We start from the raw sequence: 24,964 nt of genomic DNA, 5'->3' as shown, positions 1-24,964 counted from the left end.
AAATTAACTGTAGTCTTAGTCTAGCACCTCACGCAAAAACCCTATAGCAGAGCTCACTGCTATAGGGGTTTTGTCTATACATTTGAATAAATTAGGACATAAAACGCTGTGCAGCCGGCATCTTTAACATCAAGATCCAATAGATAGCGCCTGCTGGAATTAAGCTTGCATACCAAGAGATACTTGAGAATAATAGAGCGACTACAATCCCCACTACCATAGCGATAACAGCTGCCATGTTGACGCCCTTATAGGGACCATTTTCATCATATAGCTTGTCAAGATCCAGCTTTTGCTTACGTAAGAAATAGTAGTCAACGACTAAGATGGCAAATATAGGACCCAAAAACGCTGAGTAAGTTTGAATAAATAAGTTTAATCCCGCAGCAGATTCATCTTTTACTAGCTCCCAAGGGAATGTCCCAAAGGCAAGCAACCCAACAATAACTGCAGCAGTTTTATACTTAATTTTGAAGATATCCATTAATGCATAAGCAGGCGGTACGACGTTGTTTAAGATATTGGTAGTGACCTGCGCAAAAGCAATGAAAAGCATCGTAATGATTAATAAAGGCTTATTATCAACGGCGCTAGAAAATACCTTGATAGGATCAACTTCACCAGTCGCACTGGTCACCATCACACCAATCAGACCCATAAACAATGTTGCAGGTAGGATAGAGTTGGCATAGATGGCTACTTGACGAAAAAGACCAACATCTTCTTTTAGTTCACGCGAATAGTCAGAGACGTTAAGCATCATCGTACTGTAAACGCCTAAAAACAGCATGGTTGCGCCCCAAAATGGCGCTCCCCAAGTCCCTTCTGTATTGATAAGATTGGTTGAAATCACATCACCATATTTATTAATCACACTAATAAACATGTAAATCAGTGAACCAATAATAAAAATTGAGCCAATGTTTTCGAGCCATTTGATACCATGAAAACCCAAAACGGACAGACCAATTTGTAAAAACTGAAAACCAACAAAGAAGACGACTATATTACTGTAGCCAAACAAGGCATCAGATACTAAGTTCAAGGCACCGGCACCAATCCAACTTTGAAAGCCAAACCAGACAATCGCAGGTACAGAGCGCACCAGTGCTGGTATGCGACTACCAGTGAAACCAAAAGATGAACGACTTTGCACCATAAACGGGATACCATATTTATGACCTGCGCGACCGTTAATCATGAGCGCTGCACCAATAACCGTACAACCAATGGCGATTGCTAGCACTACTTGTAATAAGTTAAGCGTACCAACCAAACCTGACCCAACGGTGAAGGTACCAATAGAGACACACCCACCTAACCAAGTAAATAAATAAGACCAAGAGCCCATAATTCGTGTGGTTTGCGGCGCTAGGCTCTCTTCACCAACCCCTTTATGCTCTATTGTTTTTACGCCTGCCGTAGCACCGGCTCCTTGAATATTGTCCATTACCTTCTCCTTCCTTGAGAATGTTGAATATTTATTGGTTAATAGCTGTTTCGTCCATTTCTATTTAATGTTGGATAGGTGCTGCATAGGCGCCAATTTTACTGGTTTTTAGACCACAGCCAACCAGTGCCTCAATCATACGAGTAGCCACAGTCACACCATCAATCACAGGCACACCCGTTTCTGCAGTCAGCCATTCTGTTAAGTCTGCCATCCCAGCACAGCCCAAAACCACCGCTTCGCAGTTGTCTTCACGCACTGCACGCAAAATTTCATCACGAACTTTTTCACGGGCGCCAGAGCCAGCTTCCTCAAGAGCAAGCACGGGTATGGCAGCAGAGCGTACTTTTCTACAGCGATGAGATAAACCATAACCATGAATCAAATCTTCAATCACGGGTACGGAACGTGGCAAAGTGGTGACTACACTAAAAGAGGTTGAAATCATACTAGCGGCTTTGACCGCCGCTTCACAAATTCCAATAACCGGACCTGAAAACACTTCGCGGCAAGCACCAATACCTGGGTCATCAAAGCAGGCAACGACCACACCATCAATTCCTTCTTGTTCCGCTTGTTGTAAGCGTTTAATCAAACCAGGGACAGAGAGCGCTTCATCATGATGCCCTTGAATAGATGCAGGCGAATCCGTTCCAGAAGCGCCAATAATGGTCGTACCTGCACTGGCTTTTTGACGCGCGCTTTCAACGATTTTATCGGTCATAGAAGTGGTCGAGTTTGGGTTCATCACTAGAATTTTCATAGAGCCTCGCTATTCATAGGTTATCGTCATTATTCACAGATCAGCAGCATGTCATATTTGTTAACAATTATTGTTAACTATTATTGTTAACAAAACAATCTATTTTTTTAATATTTGTTGTAGCGATAACAGTCGCACACTATAATTGCGTCTATGAAAATAGAGAAAACCAAACAAACAGTTCCTGCGCTCGATGAAATACCCGAGCAAACCATTATCAACTCCATCACCGCTGCGGTGTCAGAGCAACGCTTGCCCGCTGGAACAAAGCTTGGCGAGCAGATGCTGAGTGACTTGTTTAACTGCAATAGAGCCAATGTGAGGCGAGCACTCTCTACCCTTGCAACGATGCATGTGGTGCAATTACAGCCCAACCGCGGCGCTTTTGTTTCAACTCCGTCACCGAAAGAAGCAGGTGATGTGTTTGAAGCACGGCGCACGATTGAGCGTACACTCGCCCGTAAAGTAATCAAAAATGCTAGTCTGCAAGACATTGCTGACATGCGTGCTACGATAGCTGCCGAAGCTGATGCGCGGGCGCAAGGTGATAAGCCTGCGGAGCTACGCCTATCTCGCACTTTCCATATGCAGTTGGCAATGATTTCAGGCAATACAGTTTTAGAGCGGTTTTTGAGTGAACTTACATTACGTACCACGCTAATCATTGGGCTATATAACAAAGTTGGCTCATCTAACTGCGCTGAAGACGAACATCTTGGCATGGTAAATGCCATTGAAAACAGGGATGAAGAAGGTCTGTTATTGCTGATTAATCAACACTTGAATCACTTAGAATCTAGCCTAGACTTTAAATGCGCAGCAAAACCTTTCTTTAGCTTAGCCGAGCAGCTGACTATCGTGCCTGCTTGAATATTGGTAATAGAAATGCACTTTTAGCACCCTTTAAGGCCGTTTACATTAAAAAACCTGCCAATCATTTGACTGGCAGGTTTTTTATTTAAAATAATCAGCGGCGATAAAAACTAGCCAACTAAAGCATCCATTTTTCTATACTGATAATCTAGCACTTCTGCTACGGCTTTATACGTCATATGAGCTTGCGTGGTATTTACACCTTAATAAACCCATATTAGTAAGTTTATGTTTCATTTCTTTAAATCGAATTGAATCGGATATGATATGTGATGCAGATTGAAATCAATGAATAAAAACAGTTAAATCAACAACGACCATCAACTACTGAAAGTAGGGATTATCTGACGATAGTGATATGATGCTGTCTTGCACATAAAGACAGCATGGACATTGATTGCTCAATTTATTATCACCTTTATTATCCTAGCAGATATAAAATAACAACCAATCGCTCGTTAAATGAATTTTGTGACGGTTTTGACAGACATAGAAACGATACTCGGCAGCTCTTCTTACCCCACTCTTTTTGTCATATAATAGCGAGTGTTATCTACTTTCAATCAAATTATTACTTTAGCTTTTGTAGCCAGCTTTACACGCACTTTTTAATTCAATTTACATTTTCATCACCATTCTAAAAGACGCCTTCTATGACTGATAAAAGTACTGATATGCCAAGCCAAGACTATAAAGACACCCTAAACCTTGCCGACACGCCGTTTGCGATGCGTGCAAACCTTGCCAAACGTGAGCCAGATTGGCTAGCAGCTTGGGAAGCAGATGATGTTTACGGTAAAATTCGTGCGGCACGTGCTGGGGCAATCAAATACATTTTGCATGATGGTCCTCCATACGCCAACGGTCAGATTCACTTGGGTCATGCAGTCAATAAAGTACTCAAAGACATTATCGTAAAATCAAAAACGTTATCTGGTTTTGATGCGCCTTATGTGCCCGGTTGGGACTGTCATGGTCTGCCTATCGAGCAAAAAGTCGAAGCCAAACATGGTAAAGTCGGTCAAAAGGTTTCTGCAACCGAATTCCGTGGTCTATGTCGTGAATATGCCAGCACACAGATCGAATTACAAAAGGCGGATTTTAAGCGTCTGGGTGTGTTTGGTGATTGGGACAATCCTTATCTGACTATGAACTTCCATCAAGAAGCCAATATCGTGCGCGCCCTTGCCAAAATTTATGACAATGGTCACGTAACTCGCGGTATGAAGCCGGTCAACTGGTGCTTGGACTGTAGTTCAGCATTGGCTGAAGCCGAAGTTGAATATCAAGATAAAGTCTCAGACGCCATTTATGTCAGCTTTGATATTGTAGACAGTGACAAAGTTGCGGCATTGGCTGAAATAGACGGCAATATCTCTGCCGTTATCTGGACGACGACGCCTTGGACATTGCCTGCTAACCAAGCTATTGCAGTCCATCCTGAGCACGACTATAGTGTGGTCGCTACGGAAAACGGCAACTTACTACTGGCGACTGATTTGGTTGAGTCGGCGCTAAGTGAATTTAAGCTCGAGAATAAAGGTGTCTTAGCGACCGTATCAGGTCGTGAGCTTGAAGGTCTACATGCTCAGCATCCGCTTATCGAAGCTCGCCAAGTGCCATTAATCTTGGGCGATCACGTAACGACTGACAGCGGTACTGGCTTGGTACATACTGCACCGGGTCATGGTCTTGACGATTATATCGTCGGTCTAAAATATAATTTGCCTGTTGAAAACCCAGTGAGTGGTACGGGCGTTTATTTAGACAGCGCAGCGGTATTTGCCGGTGAGCACATCTATAAAGCCAATCCACAAATCATCGCTGCCCTACACGAAAACGGTCATTTAGTTAGCCATACCAAAATTGAGCATAGCTATCCGCATTGCTGGCGTCATAAATCGCCAATCATTTTCCGTGCCACGCCGCAATGGTTTATCAGCATGGAAACTCAAGGCTTACGTGAGCGCGCGCTTGCTGATATTCCAGCGGTTCAATGGACACCAGCGTGGGGTCAAAACCGTATTGAGTCTATGATGACAGGTCGCCCAGATTGGTGCATCTCTCGCCAGCGTACGTGGGGCGTACCGATTACTTTCTTTACCCATAAAGAAACCGGCGAGCTGCATCCAAATACGCTTGAACTGATGGAAACGGCAGCACAAAAAATCAATGAAGGTGGCGTAGAAGCATGGTTTGATGCCAGCTGTGAGGATTTTTTAGGCGCGGAAGCTGCTGATTATGATAAAGCGACTGATACCTTAGACGTTTGGTTTGACTCTGGCACGACACATTTTGCCGTACTTGATCAACGCGACGAGCTGACCAACCCTGCTGATATGTACTTAGAAGGCTCCGACCAACATCGTGGATGGTTCCAGACGTCGTTGCTGACCTCGGAAGCCATGTACGAGCGCCCACCGTTTAAACAAGTTTTAACCCATGGCTTTGTGGTTGATGAAAACGGTCGCAAGATGAGTAAATCACTGGGTAATATCATAACCCCGCAAGAAGAAATCAATAAAACGGGCGCGGATATGTTGCGTTTGTGGATTGCATCAAGCGACTACCGTTATGAGATGAGCGCTGGTAAAACCGTCTTTAAAGGCGCAATCGATATGTATCGCCGCATTCGTAATACCTTGCGCTTCTTGCTTGCCAATACTGATGACTTTGATCCTGCTACCAATAGCGTTGATATTAATGAGCTGGTTAGCCTCGATAAATTTATCATTGAGCGTGCGCAAACGGTACAAGCACAAATCATCAGTGCGTATGATGCGATGGACTTTCACCAAGTCACGCAGCATATCACCGCATTCTGCTCGCAAGACTTGGGCAGCTTCTACTTAGATATTATCAAAGACCGTCAATACACCACACAAACTGATGGTCAACCGCGCCGCTCTGCACAAACAGCGATTTACCATATTGCTGAAGCATTGATTCGCTGGATTACACCGATTTTATCCTTTACGGCGCAAGAAGCATGGGAAGTATTGCATGGCGCTAATAGCTATATATTCACTGAAGAATGGTACAGCTTCCCAGAGTTTGAGCTGAGCGCTATTAGCAATGATGACTGGCAACGTATTATGCTTGCAAAAGACATGGTTAATAAACATATCGAAACTGCACGTGGCGAGAAAATCATCAATGCCAACTTATCTGCTGACGTCAGTCTATATGCTGATGGCGCTATGCATGAAAGCCTAGCTAAACTTGGCGAAGAGCTGCGTTTTGTCCTTATCACTAGTAGCGCAACTTTAAAGCCTTTGAGCGCTGCTCCTGCTAATGTAGCAAACATCGATGAGCAAACAGATAGCAATAATATAACGGCAGATTTAGTTGTCGAAGTGAATGCTGCAGCGGGCACCAAGTGCGTGCGCTGTTGGCATATCCGTGATGACATTGGCACAGATAGCGCACATCCAGAATTATGTGTGCGCTGTGCAACCAACGTCAGCGGTGACGGCGAGGTGCGCCACTATGCCTAACTCAACGCCTAATCCAACAAATTCGTCTGACGATAAGCAGGTGCCTATCGACGTCGACAGTTCACCTAAACCGGCTCATGCCACTACGGGTAGCTCATCGACGCCGAAGAGTCGACTGAACAAGACGCCAAAGATGATCGCTAATGGTCGTCTTGCGCTTAACTGGTATCTGTTGTCACTGGTCGTGATTATCCTTGATCAATGGACAAAATGGTTAGCTGAGACCAATCTGACCTTCCTTGAACCTGTGCCTGTGATTGAGCCGTTTCTAAACTGGACGCTCGCTTACAACTACGGCGCTGCTTTTAGCTTTTTGGCAGATGCAGGCGGTTGGCAAAAGTGGTTTTTTGCAGGGCTGGCGCTATTGATGTCGCTATTCTTGATAGGCTATCTCGCTAAAGCGCCCCGTCAAGCTAAGCTGTTATCACTAGGTTTAGCATTGGTATTAGGCGGTGCCGTGGGTAATTTAATCGATCGCTTATTACATGGTCACGTCATTGATTTTATACATGTGCATTATGCTGATGTTTGGCATTATCCCATTTTTAATATTGCTGATATTGGTATTTCTATCGGTGTATTATTGATTGTCATCGATATGCTGTTTTTGGAAAAAAAGCGTGACGTTTAACGCGTCTCAAGGCATATCACTTTATTAATAGAAAAGGTGGATTGCATTTTCGTAAATCCACCTTTTCTTTGGCTTTTATTCTCACTATCTAAAACCTATAACAATTCTTCCAGAAAATCCAAACCGCCATCCGCCAATATAAATAGTAACCCTGCCATGTTAATGATGACAGTCAAATAATACGCAATACGAAATTCAGGCTTTTGTGACTTATGACGCAAGTAGGTTTGTGCGACCATTGCCCCGACCCAGCCACCAAGCGCACTTAAAATATGTAATGTCATCTCAGGTGTTCGCCAGTCGTTATTTTGAGCAGCCGCTTTGTCTTTAGCATACATGATATAGGTTATCATACCCAATACAGCATACCACCCAACAACTAGCCAGCTAAGCTTATTCATGACCGCCAGTAATATCAGTACACCATAAAATCCAACACCAAGAAACAAGCGTTTCTTCTGCCCCGCTTCAAACTCTGCTTGGGCGTTACGTTTGTGATTACGCTGGCGAATTTGCTTATTTTTTTGCGCCATCTTTTGTTGTACAAAGCTCAGCTCTTGCACCCCTTTTGCTTGCAAGCGTCTTTGATTATCATAGCCAACCGTAAAAACAACCTCTTCACCGATAGCAGGACGACGTTGTGCTTTAAACGCGCTGACATGAAAAAACACCGACTCACCCGCTTCGGTTTCGATAAAGCCAAAGCCTTTATCGTCTTGCCATTTTGTGACTCGACCTTGTTGTTTAGTTGCCATCGGTTTTGCCATAATGTTGCGCTCACTTTTAGATTCGCAAATATATTACACTATTTACGTTACACTATTGGCGCTTACAACTTTTTCTAGATGACTTATCATTTCTTATATTGATGTCCACCTAACTTCCTACTCCAGTAATAGGTAAATTTTCCATGACCGACTCGCAATTTATCACACCAAATGAAGACATCCGCATCACTTTTGGCAGCCTCGTTAAGCTGCATTTTGAAGTATCGCTCGAGAATGGCACCGTAATTGATTCAACCTTTAGCCGTGATACACCCGTTACTTTAACTATAGGTAATGAGAGCTTACTACCTGGCTTTGAGCAAGTGCTGATGAATCTGCGTGCAGGCGATACGCGTACGGCACACCTTGAGCCAGAGCAAGCATTTGGTGAATGGAATCCTGACAACATCCAACGCTTTAGCCCTACTCAGTTTGCGCTTATCGCTGACAATCCTGAAATTGGCATGCTGGTTGAATTTGAAGATAAAGGTAAAAACACTCTACCCGGTACGATTAGCGCCATCACTGATGACGAAGTAGAAGTAGACTTTAACCATCCGCTTGCTGGACAATCTGTGCTGTTTAAAATTAAAATCTTTCAAGTGACGCCGCCGGGTGTCACAGGCATCAAGCTCATGTAATATAAAAAATTGCTTTAGAATAAAATAAAAAAGGAAGAAAATATGCAATATCAAACACTGCCACAGCTCAATGAAAAAGTCTCCAAAATCTGCTTGGGAACGATGACGTGGGGACAGCAAAATAGCGAAAGCGATGCACATGAGCAGATGGACTTAGCACTCAGCGAAGGCGTAAATTTTTGGGATACTGCTGAGATGTATCCTTCACCGCCAGACAAAGACAAGCAAGGCGATACTGAGCGCTTTATGGGCACATGGTTCCAAAAGAGCAAACAACGCGATAAAGTCGTTCTTGCCAGTAAAATATCGCCAATGGATTTTTTACGTGATGGGCAAACGCGTTTTAATGCCGCGCATATCAGCAGTGCTATTGATGGCAATCTTGAGCGTTTGCAGACCGATTACATTGATATCTACCAACTACACTGGCCTGAACGTCAAACGAACTATTTCAGTCAGCTCGGTTATACCGAAGCGATGGCAGCACAGCCGCTCGATGATTTGACGCCTTTTTTAGAAACCATCCAAGCGTTAAATGACGAGATTAAAAAAGGTCGTATCCGTGCTTATGGATTATCAAACGATACTGCTTGGGGATTGATGCGCTACTTATGGGAAGCGGATAAGAATGGTTTGATCGCACCTATTACGGTGCAAAACCCTTATAGTTTGCTTAACCGCTTATATGAAGTGGCTATGGCAGAGATTGCGCATCGTGAAAATGTGGGTTTACTTGCTTATTCACCACTAGGCTTTGGTGTGCTATCTGGTAAGTATCTCGATGGTAAACGTCCTACTGGCGCGCGCTTGACCATGTATGATCGCTTTGCCCGTTATACTAATGAAGAAGCACTATCAGCCACCGCCCAATATGCCAAAATCGCAGATGATGCTGGTTTAGATATGGCGCAGATGGCATTAGCCTTTGTTAACTCACGCTCGTTTGTAACCAGCAATATCATTGGTGCTACCACTATCGAACAGCTGAAATCTAATATTGATAGCATTAACTTAACCTTAGACTCAGATGTATTAGACGCTATCGAAGCGGTACATACTCAACATCCTAATCCGTCACCATAATTTTGCGTGGTCATAGATTGATATTGTTCAGCTTTCAACAATCTGAAGTTCAGGTATTTGCATAGCAAAGAAAAAGGCGCAAGTCGTTAGTATTAACTACTAAGATTTGCGCCTTTTTTATACACGTTTAACTAACCAATTTAAAGCGTATAGAATTAAACTTTCGCTATTTTGGTCAATACACGCGAATGTAATTCAGCTAAGCCTTCTTGCATACGTAATTGTAATAAATCTGTCAGCTGACTTTTGCTCAAACCTTTAGGATCGATTGCTTCTAGTGGTAAGACGTAAGCGGTGACATCTTTACTATCTAAAACCTTTTTCAAACTGTCTTTCATCGTCAGCTTGCCGTAATAAGGCAGTTCTTCACTTAAAGTACCGTCTTTATTGACATACGCAATCACCAACGGGCGCACAGGTACATCAGCATCTATCGCCGCTTGTAGCAATGTACCATGGATACGTTTGATTTTTTTACCATCTGTGGTGGTCGCTTCAGGGAAAAAGATAACCGAGAAGCCTTTGGTTAAAAAGTTAGCAATTTGCGACGCAACTGAGCCGACATCACCGGAACCACGCTCGATAAATACTGTGCCTGCTGCGTGTGCCAGCTTACCAAAGATAGGCCACTCACCTATTTCGGCTTTGGATAAGAAAAAAGCAGGGCTCACTGTACCGACCACAGGGATGTCCATCCACGATACATGGTTAGAAACCCATAGCCCGTGATGTTGCTCTACGCGCTCAACGGCGATAACCTTGACGCCAAAAGAGCCTGCCATTTTGCGACAAAAAGCTTGAATGTAGCGTGGCAGTGTTTCGCGTGGTGGCTGTTTAAATGCCCCGATACGTTGGGCGGCGCGTAGCCCACCAGCAATTGTGGTGGTCATACCAGCAATCTGTTTGCCGCGCCCCAATTGCTGTTTGATTGAAAAGCCTGTCTTGGGTTGGCTCATCTCTGTCCCTCGTAATTAAAACTTATGATTATATATGGTAAACAAAGGCAATGAGTATAACAAAGTTTATGCAGTCAGTGACGACTTGTTCACTGAGTTATGAATAGGTTTTGTGAGTGATTTGCTGCTAATGTCTCTCACTGATTCAGTTTAGAAAGAATATTGCGCTGCAAAGATGAAATCCTACTTAATGAACGCTGTAACATAAAATCATCGCTAATTGTGTGAATACGCTTTAATATCAACTGATAAGACCACATATAAATGGTTATCTGAACGCAACTAAGATAGTTATTCTATTTAGATAAGCTTGGTAATTTACTCAATATGTTGAATAAAATTCATTAGAAATAATATTTAGAATAGGCAGCGTTGCGATTTATTTACTTTATGGATAGGTGATACTCTTTGGAATATTTTGAAAGACATACTGGTGGCGAGCGCGCCATCATCGTACATTTAGACATCCGCCAAATTCAAGATCCTGATGATTTAGGTGAATTTGAATTATTGGCAGACTCAGCAGGCGCAGACCGCTTGGCACTGGTGACAGGCTCACGTGCACGCCCTGACGCCAGATATTTTGTTGGTAGCGGCAAAGCAGAAGAGATAGCAGAATTGGTGCGCGAGCATGATGCGGACATCGTGCTTTTTAACCACAGCTTATCGCCTTCACAAGAGCGTAATATTGAAGCCTTGGTACAATGCCGCGTACTTGATCGCACGGGTCTGATTTTGGACATTTTCGCGCAGCGTGCACGTACTTACGAAGGTAAACTACAAGTAGAGCTGGCACAGCTCAACCATTTGTCGACACGTTTGGTGCGTGGTTGGACGCATTTGGAACGTCAAAAAGGGGGTATTGGTCTACGTGGACCCGGTGAAACCCAGCTTGAGACGGATCGTCGCTTGCTGCAAGTGCGAGTCATGCAGCTCAAAAGTAGAATCGAAAAAGTCAGACAGACACGTGCGCAAGGTCGAGCTCGCCGTCAAAAATCAGATGTGCCGACTATTTCGCTTGTGGGTTATACCAATGCTGGTAAGTCTACCTTGTTTAATCGCTTGGTCGATGAAAACATCTATGCGGCCGACAAACTGTTTGCGACGCTCGATCCGACGTTACGCCGCTTAGATTGGCAAGGTGTTGGACGCGTGGTACTGGTCGATACGGTCGGTTTTGTCCGTCATTTACCACATGAGTTGGTCGAATCGTTCCATGCGACCTTAGAAGAGACACTTGAAGCAGACCTATTGCTCCATGTTATCGATTCTTCGAGCGAAGACATGCATGAGCAAATTCAGGCGGTGAAAGACGTACTGGCTGAAATTGATAACGATGTGCCTGTGCTCAATGTCTACAACAAGATCGATTTGACCGATGAGCCTGCACGTATCGGTTATGCCAGCGAAGGTCAACCCAACCGCGTCTATGTTTCTTCTAGAGAAAACTTAGGCATGGAAGAGTTGTCATTGGCCGTGCAGCAATTACTGACTGGCACACTGACCACCTTTGATTTGACCCTACCTTATAGCGCAGGGCAGTTAAAAAATGCCTTGTATGAGCTCGGCGTTATTCAAGAAGAAAGCTATGATGACAGTGGTCATGAGTGCTTAACGATTCGCTTGCCAAGCGATAGACTGAGACAGTTACTTGGTCAAGCCAACTTAGAGCCTCTAGATGTATTGCCATTAGCGCAAGCAACATTGCTGATGCCGATACTTGAAGAGTTTGAGCAGCCTGATGATGTAGAAGAACAAACGATGACGGACGCTGAAGAAAAAGCGTTTGCTGAATTTGAGGCGTTAAATGCTGAATCTGAGAGAGTAGCGGAAGACTTGATAATAGAAGATACTCAAACATCCGACTTGCAAAAATAAGTCATTTACTTCACATACTTTGAATAAAATTAAAAAGGACGCTATTGATAAATAGTGTCCTTTTTAATGCTGAATCAACATAGCGCACAAGAGAAACTCGTATTAGCAACAGCTATATATCGATGTACTGATGTATTGATTTTATTACTTACAGACTATATGGTCACTATTGACCGATACGCTTTATTAGTTGCGATACTCTATATATAATCTTTTATATACTGCACTCGTGAGTCTCCTCTCACTCATCTTTTTACTCTTTTATCTATCCCTGACGTGGTCCACTTGCTTATGAAGTCTACCCATTCTTCAAAAATGCCCTTATGGATGGCATTACTCCTGACGCTTACCATTGTCGTTACTGTACGTGAGTCGGCAGTATTTGTCTGTCAGTTGGCGGGTATTGAAAAAGCGGCCAATATCGTCGGCTTACTGACCATGTTTTTTATTCTGATGATTTGGCGATTTATCAAAGGTATTCCAGGCTGGCTTACCCAAGCGAGTAATACTTTACTTGTCGATAGTGGCTTTGCTTTTTTGCCAGTTTCAGCCGGTGCAGGCTTGCTGTTATTTGCTTTAGGAGATGAGCTATGGGGCTTTATGCTTACCATACTGATTAGTACGCTGATACCCATTTGGGGATTTGCCGTGTTATCCAATCGTTGGCTGAACCGTAATAATGATATGAACGGCAACACTACTATTAATGAGCAAAAATGACAGCCTTGAGTAGTATGAATAAAGGAATCTTATGAGTTTTGATAATGTGTTTGTGGCAACCTTTGCGGCGATATTACTGACTTTAGCAGCCCATGTAATTGCTCGCATATTGGCACGCAAACTTTCATGGTTACCGATGGTCATTACCGCACTAGTATTGGTCGTTATATTTCTATTCATTTTCCAATGGGATTACAATAATTATTATGCCGTTGCCAAGCCCGTTTTTGACCATTTATTAGGTTATGTCACTGTCTTATTGGCAATACCTTTGGCTGCCATGAATTTCAAAGGTTTACCCATCAAGAAACTTGTCTTGATTGTAGCGATGGCGAGTTTGATTGGCGCATTATTACCGATGTCATTAGCATATCTATTTTCACTCAGTCACGATACGATATTAGCATTTGCCAGTCGTTCAGTGACCACGCCGATTGGTCTGAGCATCGCAGATTTAATCAAAGCACCTCTGGCGATGGCAAACCTGATTATTATCGTTTCAGGTCTCATCGGCGGGACATTAGCGCGTTTCTTATTTATTGGCATTGAAGATGACCGTGCCAAAGGCTTAGCGCTTGGCTTAGTCGCTCATGCGTTCGGCACCGTAGAAGCATGGCAAATCAGTCATACAGCGGGCAGATATGCCGCGTTTGGCTTAGCAGTGAACGGTTTGGTCACTGCTGTCTGGGTACCTATATTTATCACAGCACTGTCTGCTTAATAGTCCTTTAATACAGCACTGCTATTCTATAGTCAATTCCAAATAAAACAGATACGTTATGTTCCAACGCAGTACTGGTATAAATTTTTCTGGCGTGCTGTGCCTACGCCGACAGAGGCTGCGTAAAATTCATCCCAGTCCTGCTTGCTGTATCGCTTTAATACTGAATTCACTATAGTACAGCTGCGAATATTTAGATTCATCGTGTGTTTCAATGCTTTTTGGCAAATACTAGTGATAATAGCCCTCCTCTATTTTGCCTTCACTGTAAATGGTCTGTGGCTACTTCTGACCTCGCACTTAATAAGGTACACTGCAATACCATATTGATTTTATTAAAAATTTTTACAATTTAAATGTTTGTTTGACCAGCTTGTCAGGTCAATCAGATGTAGTAAAAATTTATTATATGTTATAGTAAGCAACTATTATTTTTTGTATCTATTGCAATTGGTTTTGTTAACCGTGGTTCTGCGTTGTAGTACTTAAGCTTAGTGACTATGAAATATTGCAGACAGGGTAACCGCTTTATTGCGCAAACCAATGCGTCCATAAGCAAGGCAATTTGCTACTACTCGATAAAAAGTGATAACTCTATGATAAATGTTGCACCTTTCATAACCCGCTGCTTGTCTCCCGTTTTACTCACCGCCGTTGCCCTATCTAGCCTACCTATCGCTGCTCAAGCAGGCAATATGTATATCTATAAAGACAAAGGCGGACAAGTACTTCTCACCAACGTCAATCCCAGTGGTAATTTTGATAAATTTACTAAAAAAGTAAAAGTTACTTATTATAAAGATTCTAGTCTATATGATGGTGGTAGTAGTAGCAGTAATAGCAATGACTATGGGAGCAGCTCTGCAAGCAGCAGCGGTACTCGTAACTCTTATGATAGCTATATTATGGCTTCAGCGCAGCGCCACGGTGTCGATCCAGGACTTATGAAAGCCATGATGCATACTGAATCAGCCTTTAATCCCAATGCTCGCTCACCAGTCGGTGCGCAGGGTTTAATGCAGCTGATGCCAGCTACAGCACGTCGATTTAAAGTGAGCAATCCTTGGAATCCTGCCGATAATATTGAAGGTTCTGCCAAATATATCGCTTGGCTGATGCGCCGCTTTAACAACAACGTCGAGTTTGCGGTCGCGGGTTATAATGCAGGTGAAGGTAACGTCGATAAATATAATGGCATTCCACCGTTTAAAGAAACGCGTAACTATGTCAAAAGTGTGATGAGCCGATATCATAGCCTGTATAAAAACGATTCAGGGCTATCTGGTAATACGATGAATGCTAATAATAGCAATACTGTCAATACCAGTAATGGCGGTGGCATGCAAAACGTTAGTTATGGCACGAGTAGCAACAGTAATAGCGCAAGCTATGCCAACTCTGCTTATTTGGCATTGCGTTAATCCAAAATAAAAATCACAGACATAAAAAAACCCGTTAAATAAATAACGGGCTTTTTTATGCTTGATTGCTTCTTATGTCAAACAATCTATAAGTACTGAGCAAAAACAAACTCAGTACTTACTGCATTTTAAAACTTACTTGTTAGCTAGTGCTTGAGTAGCAGCAACTTCAGCAGCGAAGTCTTCTTGCTTTTTCTCAATGCCTTCACCGACTTCTAGACGTTTGAAACCAAGTACTTTTACGCCTTCAGCTTTTAGTACGTCACCAACTTTTTTCTCATTGTCCATAACGTATGGCTGACGTAATAAAGTAACTTCTTCTAGGTACTTACGTAGACCACCTTCGATCATTTTTTCAACGATGTTGTCAGGCTTGCCAGACTCACGTGCTTTTGCTTCAATGATGTCTTTTTCGCGCGCTAATAGATCAGCAGCAACGTCTTCGTCATCGATAGCAACTGGATTGAATGCAGCGATGTGCATAGCAAGATTTTTACCAGTTTCTGCACTGCCACCTTCATAAGATACTACTACGCCGATACGTAGACCATGGCGGTATGCAGCAATGTTAGCGCCTTCAAGTACTTCAACACGGCGGATTTGGATATTCTCACCGATTTTTTGTACTAGAGATACACGTGCTTCTTCAACTGTTTGACCATTGCCATATGGCAATTCAGCAATAGCAGCTACGTCAGTCACATTGTTTTCTAATGCAAGGTTCGCGACTGTTTCTGCAAAGGCTGCAAAATTTTCATCTTTTGCAACGAAGTCAGTTTGGCAGTTCACTTCTAACAAGAATGCTTTGCTGTCGCCTTGAGCGATGATGATAGCGCCGTCAGCTGCGATGTTACCCGCTTTTTTAGCCGCTTTTGCTTGACCAGATTTACGTAGGTTATCAATGGCAGTTTCGACATCACCGTTTGATTCTTCTAACGCTTTTTTACATTCCATCATGCCAAGACCAGTACGGTCACGCAATTCTTTTACCATTTTGGCAGATACTTTTACTTCTGACATAAGAGTTACCTTTTATTATGTAGGTGAGCATTATTATATATGGGAGTGCACAATATCTAAACGCACTTGAATTCTGTATAGCGGCTTAACAACGCCACTTTAACAAATCCGCTTTAACAATAAGGCATGACGAGTAATACTACATCATGCCTATTATTTATCTTTATGCTGTCTATACTATAAGTCATGTTATATGGCTGTTAATAGAAAAACTATCAAGGCAGCCTTACAACATTAAACCATATCACTCAGCGATTTATTCTGCTGGAGTAGCAGCTTCTTCAGTTTGAGCATCAGCTGCTTCTTCAGTAGCAGGTGCTTCTTGCTCAGCTTTACCACCAGCTTGAGTTTGTGCGTATTCTTTACCGGCGATGATTGCATCAGCCATAGAAGTTACGTACAAAGTCACAGCACGGATAGCATCATCGTTTGCTGGGATGATGTAATCAACGTTATCAGGGTTAGAGTTAGTATCAACGATACCGATAACTGGGATACCTAGGTTCTTAGCTTCTTTGATAGCGATTGCTTCATGATCTACGTCTACAACGAAGATTGCGTCAGGTAGACCGCCCATGTCTTTGATACCGCCCAATGAACGCTCAAGTTTTTCCATATCGCGAGTACGCTCTAACGCTTCACGCTTAGTAAGCTTAGCGAAAGTACCGTCTTCAGCTTGTTTTTCTAGCTCTTTTAGACGATTGATTGACTGGCGTAGTGTTTTCCAGTTAGTCAACATACCACCTAACCAGCGATGGTCAACGTATGGCATGCCAGCACGTGCTGCTTGCTCAGCGATAACGCCGCTAGCTGCGCGCTTAGTACCAACAAATAATACTTTGTTTTTCTTAGCAGCTAAGCCGTTAACGTAAGTCAATGCTTCGTTAAACGCCTTTACAGTGTGCTCAAGGTTAATGATGTGAATCTTGTTACGGGCACCAAAAATATATGGACCCATTTTTGGATTCCAAAAACGTGTTTGGTGACCAAAGTGAGCGCCGGCTTGTAATAGGTCGCGCATTTCGATTTTGGTTGGATTCTTTGTAGCCATGTTAAATGTCCTGTTGGTTGGGTTATGCCTCCACATCACAAAAACTGCCTATCTAGCGACACGCATCTGCTATGAGTTAGGTATATCAATGAAGCACCTAGCCGTGAAGCAAATTAATCAAGTCGCCAAACACCCAGCAATTTTTTGCCATGATGTGTGTGTCATTGGTTGATGGGTTGGTTGAAAAAACTGAGCTACGATTTGAACGTATAGAATACTATATGATAAAAAATAGCTGGGCTGTATTTTATCATATAACGCTTAGTCACTGCTAGCGCTATTATAAGGTTTAAGTGGATGATAATGCATAAAAAAAACGACGGTGAGACGTCGTTTTTTTATGCATTTAGAATAAGATTAAGCGATACTGATACCGATAACTGCTTTATAGCCTCGCCACGTAAATGGCGTGACATAGCTTTGGCGGTCTTTTGGCAGATAAGGAATACTGGGTATCCCTTCAATAATCTTAGGAGGTGAGATAATAAAATCGGCACCAAACTCGGTGCGAGCGTTGCCAGAGATGGTATTTGCCATCTCACCCAACAAGTCTTTCATCATCGTCATGGAAGAGTCAGGCTCGCCCATCACTTTGATAACTTCACGCAACATATTGCTTGGGGCACTGACATAGACACAGCCTTCAAGCGGTCCAGATATTTTAATCATGCCACTATAATCATAACCAACAGCATTTTTATTACTGTTTAGGTAAGGCGTATCAATGACCACTGCCTCAGCATCAATCTGCGCAAAAAATGCACTGATTGAACTTAAAAAGACGCCTAACTTTTCTACATTAACCATAATTGTTCATCGTCCATAGTTATCATCACGGGGTTGTGTAATCAATCTTGCAAACAAACCACAATCTCTCCGATTTGACTGCGCCAACTCACTGGAATGATAAAAGAACGTCCACTTTTAGGCAAAATGATACTTTGCGGCGAGCCTTTAAAGACAAACGGGACAGAGATATGAAATTCTGGACCAAACTCGTGACGGGCATTACCCGAAACCGTATTGGCAACCTCGCCTGCTAAATCGACCAGATTGTCCTCACTTTTATCTATCTCGCCCATACTGTCTAGAATACTGCTCAATAGTGCCGTGGTCGCCGTAAAATAAACCACCCCTTTTTGCACCCCTGATATACCGATGACGCCCGTATAATCATGGACTTTTGGCTGTTGGTTTTCTAACAAGTAAGGCGTATCGACCACCAACTCATCATTACCAAACTGAGTAAAATAGTTGGTAATGATACTCACAAAAATTTGTAAATTTTGCTCTTTCATAATGTGTGTTCTTTAATAAGGTATTTATTAAAATTATTGGACAATGTTAGTCTTGTACCAACTCATACAAAGACTCTACTAGCTCTTCTTCTGAAAAAGGCTTGCACAAGAACCCACTCGCGCCCAATGATAACGCTTCAATGCCAGTAGATTTGTCAGACAAGGCTGAGACCACCAAGATACGAACGTCAGGGTCGATAGCAATGATTTTTTCAATACATTCAAGACCGTCCATTTGCGGCATGGTCAAATCCATGGTCACCACATCTGGACGATGAATATTGAACTTTTCAAGCGCTTGAACCCCACTGGTTGCCGTAGCAACCAACATGAATTGACCCGAGTCATAAGCGCGCTGAATACGGTTTCGAATAATATTTGAGTCATCGACGATCATTAATTTATACATAGATTTTTTATTGTCCTTAATTACGCAGCAGGCAAGGTGATGACAAAACGAGTCATTTTTCCAAGCTCAGTATTTACATTCAGCTTACCATTGTGCTCTTTGACCAACGCCTTGATAACGTCTAAGCCCACACCGCGACCGCCATCTTCATCGGCATGTTCTTTGGTCGAGAAACCAGAAGCAAACAAGGTTTTGAGCAGATCACCATGAGTCATCTGAGGTGCCTCTTCTTGCGTGAAACGACCATCAGCAATCAACTTATGACGAATGCCCTCATAATCAATACCTTGACCGTCATCTTGCAGTACGATGATTAAGTTTTGACTGTCACGTTGCATCTCTAAATCAATGCTACCGATGGCAGACTTGCCCGCTGACTGACGCGCTTCAGGTGATTCGATACCATGTACCACTGCATTACGTAGCAACTGAATACTGATTTCTTTGATCGGTTGTTTGAGACGTTCAGGGATGTTTATATGTGCTAAATTATGGCCGTTAAGCTGTATTTTCTTGCCTTGTCTAACAGCAATGTCTTTAGCAAAATCTTGGTAATAAGATAGATGCTCGTTATCTGACTCATCGCTCAAATCGATTTCATTACCGCCATCGACATTTATGTTAGTGGTAGCAACGTCTGCTACTTGAGCTTGGACAACACTTGGTTGTGGTACAGTCTTTACTGACATTACAGGTTTTGCATTATTGTTAGCTTTTGGCGCTGCCTGATTGATACGTTCACCTAGCGTTTCAATGGTATTCGATAGGCTCAATAAGTCATCCAAATGCACGGCGAGCGGTAAGAAGTTATTACCCGACAGCTTGCCTTGATTTTGCAGCGCATCAAGCTTATCTTCAGCATCTGATGCGATTTTGGTAAAGCTATGCAGTTTAAGCGCAGATGCCTCACCTTTTAGGCTATGCATTTCACGATAAATCGCTTTTAGCTTCCCTTCTAGCTCAAATTGCGAGCTACCAGGATTTTTCAGGATATTGTTCATCTTATCGATGTGAGCTTTGGTATTATTAATAAACTCATTAATAATTTTTGGATTCACGTTTAAGATGGTCGTCAACATCTCAATCTGCATATCATTTTGCGAGCGTTCTTTTTCTAGGCGCTGCTCTAAATATACTGCATCTGAGACGTCATTGACGTTGACCAAAATACGGGCAATGTCTTTATCTTCATAAACACGTGAAAACTTAAAGTCTAAGAAGCGACTGGTCGTACTCTCCTCTCCAGACGCATTGTGTAACATGACTTTATGCAATGGATTTAAAGAATCAACCAGCTTTTCTTTGACACGTGGGTTGTATAACTGCTCGATAAACTGACGGGTGGTTCTCAAATCTTTGTCTGAGATACGGCCACGCAGTACATCGGCAAAGTTTTCTCCTGCCAATCTATCCTCACCAATAATGCCGTTAAGCGCGCGAGAATGCTGCTGACCAATGTTCAGGTCCTTATCCAACAAGAACAGGCCGGTATTGACCGTTTCCATAATTTCTTGCGTTTCACGACGAGCGGCCAATGCCTCAGCATCTGTATCACGCAGACGACGTACAAAGAAAAATACGAAAATTAGGAAGTAGGCAAAAATAGCGGCAACACCCAATACCTGAATGAGTCGGATAGTACTTGCTTGGCGTTCAGCGTTGATAAACACTTCATCGGTGAGCTGGTCTAACGAATCGTTAATTAGTAGACTCGATGTTTTTGCCTGTTCAACCGCTTGAATCAATTCATCAGATGAATCGACCATGATGTTGTCAGCGTCTTTAAGGTAAGTCTGAATCTTAGGCTCTAAAAGTAACCACTGCTCATTCGCCGCAGCGACTTTGGTTTGAGAGTTATTATTAATCTTCGGTAAGTCATAGCTTTTACCATCGACATCGGTAATTTCACCACCCTGTTCAATGGCAGTGATAGAGCTAGTAATAAGCGCTGTATTTTGCTCCAAACGCTCTAATACTCGTTGTATATGCGGCGAGTTGGTGTCTTCACCGTAACTGCTGTCCAAGTCAAATAAGTCTTTAATTACCGCTTGGGCGCTATTAGCAACTTGGTTGGTTTTATCAATTAAAACTGTATTTCTTTCAAGCAAGCTTGAGGTATAAAAAGTAAACGCTAGCAAGGCGCCAATCAAAGATAAAAATAGTGCAATCGAAATAATCAGACTGCGATAGCGCTTATTATCGACATTGTGTGTGGTTGCCATCTTTATAGTCCCTTAGCTCGATTGCTGATTATTTGAAGTACTTTTGGTCGCAGGCTCAGTCGCACCCAGCCATTTCTCTTCAATCTCTTTAAATGTGCCTTTTGCTTTTAACTTGGTAATGCCTTCATTTACACTCTTGATCAGCTTAGTATTTTCTTTTGCCATCAAAACGACTTGCTGTGCTGAAGGCGCATCCGCTGCTTCATAAGGGACAATCTTAACTTTATGTTCTGGATAACCTTTTATAATGTATTGCAAAACTGGCATATCATATAAGAACACATCAGTATTACCTTGAACTAAGTCCTGATAAGCCAAAAATGCAGTAGATCTTGAAACCAGCTCAACTGAGCTGCCCATCTCTTTTAGAGTGTCTTCTTCTTTAGAACCCTCTAAAGTACCTGTTTTTAGACCTTTGATATCGTTTAAATCTTTGATATCAAACTTTCCTTCCAAATACATAATAGTAGCTGGATTGAAAAAGTAAGGCGTTGATAGACCATATCTAATTGCACGATCATCTTTATAAGAAATACCAGAAATAGCTAAATCACGCTTTCCCGATTCCACACTATCGAACATATCCTGCCATGACTCTTTGTAGAATTCGACTTTAAAGCCTTGCTCTTCCCCAATGGCTCTAATCGAATCGACATCAGTGCCTTGCATGTTGCCATAATCATCTTGAAATGAGAAAGGCGGTAAATCACCAGTCATTGCCACCTTTAATGTCGGTGCTGTAGCAGGAAGTTTACTGACAAAATTGTCTTTATGTTCCGTTACTGTTGCGCCAGCTGCATTAGCGTTGTCTTGGGTAGAAGAATTTCCACACCCAAATAAGCCTACACTCAATATAATCGGTAATGCTCGATATAATAGTTTCATCTCTTATCCTTAAGGCTCAATTTTATTCAAAAAATCAATTTTAAAAACAATTCTGTAAGTTTAAGAAAGGTATAAAAAACACTTAATTACAGAAAATTACCTTAGATAATAATTGAGCAACTCAGCCATTGCAATCACTTTGTTTTATCAAGGCAAACAATTGTTTATATATAACCAGAAATGTATATACAATATACAAAGCAGGTTCGAGATTTTTATCTATAAAGCTAAGCGTACTGAGGCTTGTACCAAAAATAGATATTATTAACAATGAATAAAAAAGTATAAAAAAAAGCATTCAGACGATGAATACGTACTGAATGCTTTTTTACCGATGAATATTAATAAATAGAATTTTTCAGTTAATTAATCTGCATTATCTAAATCCAAATTACGGTCTATCTGCCAAATTAAATAGCAACCAAGACTCATCAGTGCAAACATCGCGATACCGATTTTCAGTACTGGATTGACGGGGAATAAGTTTAATAACAATCCACCAAAGATACCTACTGAGAACATAAGCGAGCCTTGTAGCGCACTGGCCATACCAGCACGGCGCTTTTGAAAAGCAAGCGCAATCGCTGAAGCGTTGGGCTGTGTCAAACCTAAACCTGAGATACAAAAGAAAATACAGACTAAGACCAATGGCAACCAAGCATCGGTCCCAAATACGATACCAAGGGTAAATAGAGCCCCCGCTGAGATGACCTGCATCATCGCACCAAAACGTAAAATACTCAAAATACGGAAGCGATTGGTCAGCCATTGGTTAAGCTGCGTCAATGCCACAAAGCCTGCAGCATTCATACCAAAGAGCCAGCCAAAATGTGTGGCTGACATGCCATAGGTATCCATGATAAGTTCAGAGGCTGAGCTGATATAAACGAACATTGCACCCATCAATAACCCGCCGCCAATCGCCGGATAGTTAAAGGTGGGATCTCTCAGCAAATCCCAATATTGACTGAGTATCTCTTTGGCAGGACGCACAGTGCGGTTTTCTTCGCTAAGGGTCTCAAAAAAGAAAAATTTAGTCAGTAATAAATTTAACGTGCCAAAAGCCGCCAAAAACCAAAAGATAGAATGCCAACTAAAATACTGCAAAAATACTGCGCCAAGTGATGGTGCTAGTATCGGCGCTAAGCCCATTACCAAAATCATGATAGAAAACGCTTTTGCCGTTTGCTTAGCGGTTAGACGGTCTCGAATCGCAGCACGGGTAACCACTGCCCCTACGCAAGCACCGAGCGCTTGCAAGGTACGACCAGCGAATAACACGTATTCATTGTTGGTGGTTGCACAAATAATAGAGGCAATCACATATAAGACCATGCCTATATATAAAGGCTTGACGCGGCCAACGCGGTCACTAAAGGGACCATAAAACAATTGACCAAATACCAATCCGACAAAGTAAGCAGGTACGGAGTTTGCCATAAAGGCAGTCGACACACCAAAGTCATCCGCCATCGATGGTAACGCTGGCAGATACATATCAATAGATAAAGGTCCTACCGCAACGATAAGACCCAGCATCATAATCCATGCGACAGGTAAATCGGCAGAGCGCACGCGGTCAGCAGCAAGCGGTTTATTAGGAAGGGGGGATTTTGGAGCAGACATAGTTAAACCATTTGATCTAGTGATTGTTATTTTATTTTTATCGACGAACCGCTACGCAAGCAGACAGTCTTATATCGCACTGTCTGCCTATATTTCAATAGAGGTCTCACGTTAATAAAACAAACTTTAATCAATAAAACAATGGTTCGTTTGAAATAAGATGAAGTCATTTAAAACAATAAGCTATCTAAACTGTATTAACGGAACTGGCGCTTGCCAAATACAGTACTGGCTTGCTTCGCTTTTCTAAGGGCAAGTTTACGATTGCGACCGAACATCATCTTTAATTGCCAGACTTTTTCTATATATAAAGTAGTCGCAGATTGTTCAAACATGGCATTGATAACGCGTTTACTTGCCAGCACGGCATCTGGTGACCGTTCAGCAAATTCAGCAGCAAGTTGCTGCGCTTGCTCAAGTGGCGTCTCACTGCAATGACTGACCAATCCTAGCTCTTTGCCCTGCTCTGCACTAACGATACGGGCTGTCATTGCCAGCTCTTTTAGGATATCAGCTCGTACCACGCCAAAACCAGATTGCGTCAAGCCCATATCTGGTACTAGTCCCCATTTGGCCTCCATAATAGCCAATTTACAATCAGGATGGCTGATACGAATATCACATGCCAGCGCCAGCTGTAAGCCTGCACCGATACAATATCCTTCAAGTACGGCAATGACAGGTACTGGGACATCGCGCCATACTAAGCACACGCGCTGAAATGAGCTTTGCCAAGGTTTGATCAGCTCCCATAGCGCAAAAACTTGGTTTTTGGGGTGATTTAAGTCGCCCAAGTCAATCCCTGCGCAGAAGGTACCTTCAGCGCCATTTAAAATCACTGCACGTATCGTTTTGTCTTTACTGATGCGACCGGCTACCGCAATCAACTCTTCGACCACTTTAAAACTCATGGCATTTTTTTTCTCAGGTCGATTGATTGTCACGGTTAAAATATCATCAGTCGCGCTAACTTGCAGTGTTTCATATTGGTAGGTGGCGATAGTGTGCATAATCATCCTTAATAATTGAAATAATAGCTTATATATAGAGTG

At 42.5% G+C, this 24,964-nt stretch carries 22 protein-coding genes; 9 read left to right on the top strand and 13 right to left on the bottom strand.

Annotated elements, in window-relative coordinates:
- Nucleotides 1–91: 91 nt before the first annotated feature.
- Entirely contained in the window at nt 92–1,450 is a 1,359-nt protein-coding gene (locus JMX89_RS01715; protein ID WP_133105485.1) for an NCS1 family transporter, read from the bottom strand.
- Nucleotides 1,451–1,514: 64 nt separating this feature from the next.
- On the bottom strand, nt 1,515–2,213 hold the full coding sequence (locus JMX89_RS01710; protein ID WP_133105486.1) for an aspartate/glutamate racemase family protein: 699 nt from the start codon (nt 2,211–2,213) through the stop codon (nt 1,515–1,517).
- Between the two features lie 153 nt (nt 2,214–2,366).
- Here JMX89_RS01710 and JMX89_RS01705 point away from each other — a divergent pair, with 153 nt between their 5' ends.
- The 3 genes from JMX89_RS01705 (at nt 2,367) to lspA (ending at nt 7,214) form a co-directional block, all read left to right on the top strand.
- Nucleotides 2,367–3,083, top strand: a complete 717-nt coding sequence (locus JMX89_RS01705; RefSeq protein WP_201530778.1) for a GntR family transcriptional regulator — start codon at nt 2,367–2,369, stop codon at nt 3,081–3,083.
- 656 nt (nt 3,084–3,739) lie between these two features.
- Entirely contained in the window at nt 3,740–6,583 is a 2,844-nt protein-coding gene (gene ileS / locus JMX89_RS01700; protein ID WP_201550603.1) for an isoleucine--tRNA ligase, read from the top strand.
- Nucleotides 6,576–7,214: a signal peptidase II gene (lspA, locus tag JMX89_RS01695; protein WP_201550600.1), complete on the top strand. Its 639-nt coding sequence runs from the start codon at nt 6,576–6,578 to the stop codon at nt 7,212–7,214. Before ileS ends, lspA begins: the two co-directional genes overlap by 8 nt.
- Nucleotides 7,215–7,309: 95 nt before the next feature.
- Here the strand turns inward: lspA and JMX89_RS01690 are convergent, their stop codons facing one another.
- A complete protein-coding gene (locus JMX89_RS01690) occupies nt 7,310–7,969 on the bottom strand; it encodes a DUF1294 domain-containing protein (protein WP_227672976.1) in 660 nt (219 codons plus the stop codon).
- A 155-nt stretch (nt 7,970–8,124) separates the two neighbouring features.
- Here JMX89_RS01690 and JMX89_RS01685 point away from each other — a divergent pair, with 155 nt between their 5' ends.
- Together JMX89_RS01685 and JMX89_RS01680 are read left to right on the top strand one after the other, a co-directional pair.
- Entirely contained in the window at nt 8,125–8,622 is a 498-nt protein-coding gene (locus tag JMX89_RS01685) for an FKBP-type peptidyl-prolyl cis-trans isomerase (RefSeq protein WP_201550596.1), read from the top strand.
- Nucleotides 8,623–8,664: 42 nt separating this feature from the next.
- A complete protein-coding gene (locus JMX89_RS01680; RefSeq protein ID WP_201550594.1) occupies nt 8,665–9,705 on the top strand; it encodes an aldo/keto reductase in 1,041 nt (346 codons plus the stop codon).
- Nucleotides 9,706–9,860: 155 nt separating this feature from the next.
- Here the strand turns inward: JMX89_RS01680 and JMX89_RS01675 are convergent, their stop codons facing one another.
- On the bottom strand, nt 9,861–10,661 hold the full coding sequence (locus JMX89_RS01675) for a lysophospholipid acyltransferase family protein (protein ID WP_020442736.1): 801 nt from the start codon (nt 10,659–10,661) through the stop codon (nt 9,861–9,863).
- A 408-nt stretch (nt 10,662–11,069) separates the two neighbouring features.
- Between JMX89_RS01675 and hflX the strand changes: the two genes are divergently transcribed.
- The 4 genes from hflX to JMX89_RS01655 all read left to right on the top strand — a co-directional run bounded on the left by hflX (nt 11,070) and on the right by JMX89_RS01655 (nt 15,401).
- Nucleotides 11,070–12,539: a ribosome rescue GTPase HflX gene (gene hflX, locus JMX89_RS01670; RefSeq protein WP_201550592.1), complete on the top strand. Its 1,470-nt coding sequence runs from the start codon at nt 11,070–11,072 to the stop codon at nt 12,537–12,539.
- Between the two features lie 291 nt (nt 12,540–12,830).
- Nucleotides 12,831–13,259, top strand: a complete 429-nt coding sequence (locus JMX89_RS01665; protein ID WP_011512763.1) for a hypothetical protein — start codon at nt 12,831–12,833, stop codon at nt 13,257–13,259.
- A 31-nt stretch (nt 13,260–13,290) separates the two neighbouring features.
- Nucleotides 13,291–13,980: an LrgB family protein gene (locus tag JMX89_RS01660; RefSeq protein ID WP_201530788.1), complete on the top strand. Its 690-nt coding sequence runs from the start codon at nt 13,291–13,293 to the stop codon at nt 13,978–13,980.
- Between the two features lie 596 nt (nt 13,981–14,576).
- A complete protein-coding gene (locus tag JMX89_RS01655) occupies nt 14,577–15,401 on the top strand; it encodes a lytic transglycosylase domain-containing protein (protein ID WP_201550591.1) in 825 nt (274 codons plus the stop codon).
- Between the two features lie 135 nt (nt 15,402–15,536).
- Here the strand turns inward: JMX89_RS01655 and tsf are convergent, their stop codons facing one another.
- The 9 genes from tsf to JMX89_RS01610 all read right to left on the bottom strand — a co-directional run bounded on the left by tsf (nt 15,537) and on the right by JMX89_RS01610 (nt 24,922).
- On the bottom strand, nt 15,537–16,421 hold the full coding sequence (gene tsf / locus JMX89_RS01650; protein ID WP_201550590.1) for a translation elongation factor Ts: 885 nt from the start codon (nt 16,419–16,421) through the stop codon (nt 15,537–15,539).
- A gap of 256 nt (nt 16,422–16,677) precedes the next feature.
- On the bottom strand, nt 16,678–17,472 hold the full coding sequence (rpsB, locus tag JMX89_RS01645; protein WP_011279657.1) for a 30S ribosomal protein S2: 795 nt from the start codon (nt 17,470–17,472) through the stop codon (nt 16,678–16,680).
- Between the two features lie 357 nt (nt 17,473–17,829).
- A complete protein-coding gene (locus JMX89_RS01640; protein ID WP_020442731.1) occupies nt 17,830–18,279 on the bottom strand; it encodes a chemotaxis protein CheX in 450 nt (149 codons plus the stop codon).
- A 41-nt stretch (nt 18,280–18,320) separates the two neighbouring features.
- Entirely contained in the window at nt 18,321–18,770 is a 450-nt protein-coding gene (locus tag JMX89_RS01635; protein ID WP_011512756.1) for a chemotaxis protein CheX, read from the bottom strand.
- 46 nt (nt 18,771–18,816) lie between these two features.
- A complete protein-coding gene (locus JMX89_RS01630; RefSeq protein WP_011512755.1) occupies nt 18,817–19,179 on the bottom strand; it encodes a response regulator in 363 nt (120 codons plus the stop codon).
- A 20-nt stretch (nt 19,180–19,199) separates the two neighbouring features.
- The gene (locus tag JMX89_RS01625; protein WP_201530792.1) at nt 19,200–21,401 is read right to left on the bottom strand and encodes an ATP-binding protein; all 2,202 of its coding nucleotides are present in this window, start codon (nt 21,399–21,401) and stop codon (nt 19,200–19,202) included.
- A gap of 12 nt (nt 21,402–21,413) precedes the next feature.
- Entirely contained in the window at nt 21,414–22,286 is an 873-nt protein-coding gene (locus JMX89_RS01620; RefSeq protein WP_011512753.1) for a transporter substrate-binding domain-containing protein, read from the bottom strand.
- A 366-nt stretch (nt 22,287–22,652) separates the two neighbouring features.
- Complete coding sequence (locus JMX89_RS01615; RefSeq protein ID WP_201530794.1) at nt 22,653–23,912, bottom strand: multidrug effflux MFS transporter; 1,260 nt, start codon at nt 23,910–23,912, stop codon at nt 22,653–22,655.
- A 197-nt stretch (nt 23,913–24,109) separates the two neighbouring features.
- Complete coding sequence (locus tag JMX89_RS01610; RefSeq protein WP_011512751.1) at nt 24,110–24,922, bottom strand: crotonase/enoyl-CoA hydratase family protein; 813 nt, start codon at nt 24,920–24,922, stop codon at nt 24,110–24,112.
- Nucleotides 24,923–24,964 lie beyond the last annotated feature (42 nt).

The sequence above is a fragment of the Psychrobacter sp. DD43 genome, assembly GCF_904846555.1.
Classification (GTDB): domain Bacteria; phylum Pseudomonadota; class Gammaproteobacteria; order Pseudomonadales; family Moraxellaceae; genus Psychrobacter; species Psychrobacter cryohalolentis.
Note: the sequence above shows the minus strand (reverse complement) of the source record. Positions and strands in the feature narration are given on the sequence as shown.